Here is a 5,201-nt window from a genome sequence, read left to right as displayed (position 1 = left end):
AAGCTAAGCCTCACAGCGCCGATGGTACTGCAGGGGGGACCCTGTGGGAGAGTAGGACGCCGCCGAACAATCATTCAGAGAAGGCCCACCCGGGTTACCGGGTGGGCCTTTTCGCATTTCCGGGACAACCGGCGGAAAGCGGACGGGGCTGCCCCGGGAGACCCTCGACCGACCCCCGCCGAGTGGCTGCTCCTCCGTCAATATGCCGCTAAAACCGCATGATCAGTGGACTGATCAGCGGAATACCGCCGCCCACGCCGTAGTCTCGAAGGCAGGGGGAACAGGTGTCCGGGGGTGGCTCCCGGGCAGAGCCGGATCAAGAATGGTGCTCATGGGACGAGGCAGGCTGCGCATCTACCTCGGGGCGGCCCCCGGGGTCGGCAAGACGTACGCCATGCTCGCCGAGGCACACCGGCGGCAGGAGCGTGGCACGGACGTCGTGGTGGCGTTCGTGGAGGACCACGGCCGGCGACGGACCGCGGACCTGGTGGCCGGGCTGGAGGTCGTGCTCCGGCAGCAGGTGGTGCACCGGGGCGCCCGGTTCTCCGAGATGGACCTGGACGCCGTGCTGGCCCGCCGCCCGGAGGTGGCGCTGGTGGACGAGCTGGCCCACACCAACGTGCCCGGCTGCCGCAACGAGAAGCGCTGGCAGGACGTCGAGGAGCTGCTCGCGGCCGGGATCGACGTGATCTCCACCGTGAACGTCCAGCACCTGGAGTCGCTCGGCGACGCCGTCGAGGGCATCACCGGGGTGCGCCAGCGCGAGACCGTCCCGGACGAGGTGGTCCGCCGGGCGGACCAGATCGAGCTGGTGGACATGTCCCCGCAGGCGCTGCGGCGGCGGCTGGCGCACGGCAACGTGTACATGCCGGAGAAGATCGACGCCGCGCTCGCCAACTACTTCCGGCCGGGCAACCTGACCGCGCTGCGCGAGCTGGCGCTGCTGTGGACCGCGGACCGGGTCGACGAGTACCTGCAGAAGTACCGCGCCGAGCAGGGGATCGTCGGCACCTGGCAGGCCCGGGAGCGGATCGTGGTCGGCCTGACCGGCGGTCCCGAAGGGGCGACGCTGATCCGCCGGGCCGCCCGGATCGCGGCCCGGGTCTCCGGCGGCGAGCTGCTGGCCGTCCACATCTCCCGGTCCGACGGGCTGGCCGGCACCGGCTCCCCGCAGACGCTGATCGAGCAGCGCGCGCTGGTGGAGAGCCTCGGCGGCTCCTTCCACAACGTGCTCGGCGACGACCCGGCCGGGGGGCTGCTGGACTTCGCCCGGGGGGTGAACGCCACCCAGATCGTGCTGGGCACCAGCCGCCGCCCCGGCTGGCAGTACCTGTACGGGCCCGGCGTCGGCACCCTGGTCACCCAGAAGGCCGGGGACATCGACGTCCACATGGTCACCCACGAGCACGCCGGGCACGGGCGGCGCAACAAGATACCCGTGCGGCGGGTCACCGACCTGGGCCGGACCAGGACCGTCGCCGGCTGGCTGGTCGGGCTGGTCGGCCCGCCGGTGCTGGCGCTGGTGCTGACCACCATCGGCGGGCTGGGCCTGTCCACCGACATGCTGCTGTTCCTGTCGCTGACGGTGTGCGCGGCGCTGGTCGGCGGGCTGCTGCCGTCCATCGGCTCGGCGCTGGTCGGCTCCTCGGTGCTGAACTTCTACTTCACCCCGCCGCTGCACACCTTCTCGATCAACGAGCCGCAGAACATCATGGCGGTGGCGATATTCACCATCGTCGGCTGCTCGGTCGCCTCCGTGGTGGACCTGGCGGCCCGGCGCACCCACCAGGCGGCCCGCGCCCAGGCCGAGGCGCAGACGCTCAGCGCGCTGGCCGGCACGGTGCTGCGCGGCGCCCCCAACGGGGACGGCGTGCTGACCGCGCTGATGGAGCAGGTCCGGGAGACCTTCGGGCAGGAGAGCGCCGCGCTGCTGGAGCGCCCGGAGCCGACCGGCGGCTGGGTGCCGGTCGCCACCGCCGGGCCGCGCCCGCCCGGGCGCCCCGAGGAGGCCGACGTGGACGTCCCGGTCGGGGAGAGCCTGGCCCTGGTGCTGCGCGGCCGGGTGCTGCCCGGGACCGACCGCCGCCTGCTGGGCGCGTTCGCCGCCCAGGCCGCCGTGGTGCTGGAGCGCCGCCGGCTGGCCAGGGAGGCCGCCGCGGCCCGCCGCGAGGCCGAGGGCAACCGGATCCGCACCGCCCTGCTGGCCGCCGTCTCGCACGACCTGCGCACCCCGCTGGCGGGCATCAAGGCCTCGGTGACCTCGCTGCGCTCGGCCGACGTGCAGTGGGACCCGGAGGACGAGGCCGAACTGCTGGCCGGCATCGAGGCCGGGGCCGACCGCCTCGACCACCTGATCAACAACCTGCTGGACATGAGCCGGCTCCAGACCGGCACCGTCACCCCGCTGATCCAGGAGACCGACCTGGACGAGGTGGTGCCCTACGCGCTCGGCGGCGTCCCGCCGGAGTCGGTGCGCCTGGACGTGCCGGAGACGCTGCCGATGATCCGTGCCGACGGCGGACTGCTGGAGCGCTCGCTGGCCAACCTGGTCGAGAACGCCGTCAAGTACAGCCCGGAGGGCGTCAAGGTGCTGGTCAAGGCCGACGCCCTGCAACCGCCGGGCCGGCCGGGCCGGGTCGAGCTGCGGATCGTGGACCGCGGACCGGGCGTCCCCGAGGACGCCAAGGAGCGGATCTTCGCCCCCTTCCAGCGCTACGGGGACGCGCCGCGCGGCGCCGGGGTCGGCCTCGGCCTCGCGGTGGCGCGCGGGTTCGTCGAGGCCATGGACGGTACCGTCACCGCCGAGGACACCCCCGGCGGCGGCCTCACCATGGTCGTCAGCCTGCCCGCCGTGGAACGGCCGCCGGAGCGGTCCGGCCCGGACACGCCGGGCGGCGAGGGCCACGACCCGCTCTCCGAACTGATCACCTGAGACCCGGCGGAACCACGCCGCACGCACAGCCGAGACAACAGTCCGTAAGATCCGACAGCCCGAAAGGCGGAGTCCGTAAATGACCCGGGTCCTCGTCGTGGACGACGAACCGCAGATCGTCCGCGCACTGGTGATCAACCTCAAGGCCCGCAAGTACGAGGTCGACGCGGCCCATGACGGGGCGAGCGCGCTGGAACTCGCCGCCGCCCGCCATCCCGACGTCGTCGTCCTCGACCTGGGCCTGCCCGACATGGACGGCGTCGAGGTGATCCGCGGCCTGCGCGGCTGGACCCGGGTGCCGATCATCGTGCTGTCGGCCCGGCACGCCTCCGACGAGAAGGTCGAGGCCCTGGACGCCGGCGCCGACGACTACGTGACCAAGCCCTTCGGGATGGACGAACTGCTCGCCCGGATGCGGGCCGCCGTGCGCCGGGCCGAGCCGGTCGCCGGGGAGGACGACTCGCTGGTCGTCACCGAGAGCTTCACCGTCGACCTCGCCGCCAAGAAGGTCAACCGGGACGGCACCGACGTACGCCTCACGCCCACCGAATGGCACCTCCTGGAGGTCCTGGTCCGCAACGCCGGGCGGCTGGTCAGCCAGACCCAGCTGCTCCAGGAGGTGTGGGGCCCGGCCTACCGCACCGAGACCAACTACCTGCGGGTCTACCTCGCCCAGCTGCGCCGCAAGCTGGAACGCGACCCTTCGCACCCGCGCCACTTCATCACCGAACCGGGCATGGGCTACCGCTTCGAGAGCTGACCGGCGGCTCCCCGGCGGCCCCTCGGCAGCCTCCCGGCGGGGACGACGCCTGCCGCCGGGGGCACCGAAACCGGTACCCTGCCGACATGAGTGGTGACAACAGCAGTGGCCAGCCGCCGGGGCGGTTCCGCCGCATGCTCAGTCGGCTGACCACCTCGGCCGAGGAACTGGACGCCGAGGACCTGCGCCAGGAGATCGCCGCCGAGTCCGGCTGCACGCCGATCGCCGGCTGCGCCGACCGGCAGCTGGTCACCGTCGCGGGCACGCTGCGCACGGTGACGCTCCGCCCGCGGGCCGGGGTGCCGGCCCTGGAGGCCGAGCTCTTCGACGGCACCGAGGCGCTGGAGGTCGTCTGGCTGGGGCGTCGCTCGATCGCGGGCATAGAACCGGGCCGTCGGCTCGTCGCCAGCGGCCGGATCAGTCACGCACGCGGGCGCCGCGTGCTGTTCAACCCCCGCTACGAACTGCGTCCGGTCGGACACGGGAGCGAATGAGCGTGAGCAACCACCCCGGCGGAGACGCCACTGCCCGGATCGACCTGGACGCCGCCGACGTGGCGGCCTGGCAGGACGCCGCCGCCGCCGAGGCCGCGGACGGACTGGCCAAGTCGATCGAAGGCACCGCGCCGGCCGCCGAGCGGCCCCTCGACCCGGCGGCCGCCGAGGCCGCCCGCAAGGCCGCCTCCAAGGAGGCCGCCGACACGATCCTGCAGGCCTTCGGCGGCGTGCGCGGCATGATCGACATGACGCTGCCCGGCCTGGTCTTCATCGTCACCTACAACCTCACCCACCAGGTCAGCGCCGCCGCCTGGGCCGCGCTCGGGCTCAGCGCCCTGTTCGTGGTGGCGCGGCTGGCCCGGCGGGAGACCATCCAGCACGCCTTCAGCGGCGTGTTCGGCGTCGCCCTCGGCGCCTGGATCGCGATGAAGAGCGGCAAGGCCGAGGACTTCTACCTGCCCGGCCTGCTCTGGAGCGTCGGCTACTGCACCGCCCTCGCGGTCTCCGCCGTGGTGCGCTGGCCGATGATCGGGGTGATGCTCGGCCCGATCACCGGCGAGATGTTCACCTGGCGCAAGGAGAACCCGGGCCGGCTCGCCGCCTACACCAAGGCGACCTGGGCCTGGGTGGTGATCATGGGCCTCAAGCCGGTGATCCTCTTCCCGCTGTACTTCACCCACAACGTCAACCTGCTCGGCTGGTTGAAGGTCGCCCTCGGCATCCCGCCGCTGCTGCTGGCGATGTACGTCACCTGGCAGATCCTGCTCAAGGCGCCGCCGCCGATCAAGGCGCCGGTCGACGACGAGGAGGAGGAGTCGGCCAAGTAGCCGCTCCCGCCGGTCGCCCGCACGGCGAACGCACCGCACTGCACGGCGCAGCTGCGCACCGTACGGCCGAGGGCCCGCACCCCCTGACGGGGATGCGGGCCCGCGGCCCGAAAACGGGTAGCCCCCGCGCCCAGCAGTGCGGGGGGGTGGCCCGGCGCCAGCCAAAATGGGGCCGGGGGTCGCCG

The 5,201-nt window shown here is 73.1% G+C and carries 4 protein-coding genes; all 4 read left to right on the top strand.

Translation table 11 applies throughout. The features are described 5' to 3' along the window. The first annotated feature begins 331 nt into the window (after positions 1 to 331). Positions 332 to 2,932, top strand: a complete 2,601-nt coding sequence (locus tag ACFC1T_RS38055; RefSeq protein ID WP_375897304.1) for an ATP-binding protein — start codon at positions 332 to 334, stop codon at positions 2,930 to 2,932. A 79-nt stretch (positions 2,933 to 3,011) separates the two neighbouring features. After that, the gene (locus tag ACFC1T_RS38050; RefSeq protein WP_033351413.1) at positions 3,012 to 3,692 is read left to right on the top strand and encodes a response regulator; all 681 of its coding nucleotides are present in this window, start codon (positions 3,012 to 3,014) and stop codon (positions 3,690 to 3,692) included. Between the two features lie 86 nt (positions 3,693 to 3,778). Beyond that, positions 3,779 to 4,186, top strand: a complete 408-nt coding sequence (locus ACFC1T_RS38045) for an OB-fold nucleic acid binding domain-containing protein (RefSeq protein ID WP_360245819.1) — start codon at positions 3,779 to 3,781, stop codon at positions 4,184 to 4,186. A gap of 2 nt (positions 4,187 to 4,188) precedes the next feature. Further along, positions 4,189 to 5,016, top strand: coding sequence for a DUF3159 domain-containing protein (locus ACFC1T_RS38040; RefSeq protein ID WP_375897301.1), 828 nt, complete (start codon positions 4,189 to 4,191; stop codon positions 5,014 to 5,016). The last annotated feature ends 185 nt before the right edge of the window (positions 5,017 to 5,201 follow it).

Source organism: Kitasatospora sp. NPDC056076, assembly GCF_042266305.1.
GTDB lineage: Bacteria > Actinomycetota > Actinomycetes > Streptomycetales > Streptomycetaceae > Kitasatospora.
This window is presented reverse-complemented; position numbering and strand designations above follow the sequence as displayed.